1 protein-coding gene and 1 pseudogene are annotated in these 1992 nt (G+C 74.9%); both read left to right on the top strand.

Going from position 1 to position 1992, the window contains the following annotated elements; genetic code table 11:
- Positions 1–484: 484 nt before the first annotated feature.
- Entirely contained in the window at positions 485–1387 is a 903-nt protein-coding gene (locus B7767_RS39570; protein ID WP_085576151.1) for an alpha/beta hydrolase, read from the top strand.
- A gap of 165 nt (positions 1388–1552) precedes the next feature.
- Positions 1553–1992: pseudogene (locus B7767_RS39565) on the top strand (ATP-binding protein); the annotation flags it as partial.

Raw genomic sequence — 1992 nt, 5'->3', positions numbered from 1 at the left:
CGGACGGCGGGCGACCGTGCGCGGTGGGACCACCGGCCTCGCGCACCCCGGCCGGGCCGAGCGGGCCTACGGCCGGGCCCACGCCCACGGCGCGGCGTAAGGGGCCCCGCGACGCGGCGTAAGAGACTCTCCGCGCAACCGCCGCGGAGTGCTCCGCACGCACCGCGGCCACCGTCGGCGCCGACTCCGGCGGTGACCGCGCCTGTCCCTGTACCCCCGCTTCGCACCGTCATGCCGTGCGCGCGGACACGGCTGCCCCCGGGTGCCCGAGCCCGTCGCGAAGCCCCGCGTACCGGCACCCGGGACGCCCGGCGCGGCGCACGAGACCGGTGAGATTGCCGGTCCGCGCCGGCCCCCTCCTCTCCGACAGTGGCACCGCCAGTCAATCGGCGGCGCCCCCGGCCGGGCACGGTCCCCAACCACGCCGTGATCCCCGTGCACCGGCCGGACGGGCGGACCGCCGCGACAGAGAGGACCACCCGTCGTGCAGCAGCACCCCCACACCAGCAGGCGCGGGACCGGCAGGTTCGCCGCACTGACCGCGGCGGTCGCCGCCGTCGTCGGCCTCACCACCCTCAACGGCCCCGGCGCCCAGGCGGCCGACAACCCCTACGAGCGCGGCCCGGCACCGACCGAATCGAGCATCGAGGCGCTGCGCGGCCCCTACGCCGTGTCGGACGTCTCCGTCTCCTCGCTGTCCGTCACCGGCTTCGGCGGAGGCACCATCTACTACCCGACCAGCACCGCCGACGGCACCTTCGGGGCGATCGCCATCTCGCCCGGCTTCACCGCCTACCAGTCCTCCATCGCCTGGCTGGGCCCGCGCCTGGCCTCCCAGGGCTTCGTGGTGTTCACCATCGACACCAACACCACCCTGGACCAGCCCGCCTCCCGCGGTGACCAGTTGCTCGCCGCGCTGGACTACCTCACCCAGCGCAGCGCGGTCCGCGGCCGCGTCGACAGCAGCCGCCTCGGTGTCATGGGCCACTCGATGGGCGGCGGCGGAACCCTCGAAGCAGCCAAGGACCGGCCCTCGCTCCAGGCGGCGATCCCGCTGACCCCCTGGAACCTCGACAAGACCTGGCCCGAGGTCAGGACCCCCACCCTCCTCTTCGGGGCCGACGGCGACACCGTCGCCCCCGTCTCCAGCCACGCCGAGCCCCTGTACAGCGGCCTGCCGTCCTCCCTGGACCGGGCCTACATCGAGCTGAACGGCGCCACCCACTTCACGCCCAACTCGTCGAACACGACGATCGCGAAGTACAGCGTCTCCTGGCTGAAGCGGTTCATCGACAACGACACCCGCTACGAGCAGTTCCTGTGCCCGCTGCCCCGGCCGAGCCTGACGGTCGAGGAGTCCCGGGGCAACTGCCCGCACACCTCCTGAGACCGGCGGCTCCCGCCGAACGACCACCCGGTGGCGGTCCGCGTACGACGCGGGCCGCCACCGGCGTTGTGCGCGCGCACCGCCGGGCGCCGGGCGTCCTGGGCCCCGGCACACTCGTGGACGCGCCCCCTCCACTCGACCTTACGCGTGAGTAAGGTCGAGTGAATGACCGGACAGACGACCCCGCGGCGGCAGGCGATCCACCGGCTGCTGGACGGGCTGCGCACCGACGGCGGCGTCCACGTCGTGACCGGTGAACCCGGTTGCGGCCGTACGGCGTTCCTGGAGTACGCCGCCGGCTCCTTCCGCGCCGGACCGGTGTGGCACGTACGCGCCGACCCCGGCCGCGGCGCAGCTCCGCTCAGCGGCCTGCACACCTTGCTGCGTGCCGCCGGCCGCACCCTGCGGGCCGCGGGGGACGGTACGGCGGGGGAGGCGCTGTTCGACGTCCTGCGCGAGGCGTCCGGCGCGGCGCCGCTCCTGGTGTGCGTGGACGACGCGCACCTGTGGGACGCCGCGTCACGCACCGCGCTGGGGCAAGCCGCCGCGCGGGTGCGTACGGCGCGGATCCGGGCGGGGCTGCTCCTCACGATTCCCGGACACCG

The sequence above is a fragment of the Streptomyces sp. 13-12-16 genome, assembly GCF_002114215.1.
Lineage (GTDB): Bacteria > Actinomycetota > Actinomycetes > Streptomycetales > Streptomycetaceae > Streptomyces.
The sequence above is the reverse complement of the archived record's forward strand: the minus strand, read 5'-3'. Positions and strand labels throughout refer to the sequence as shown.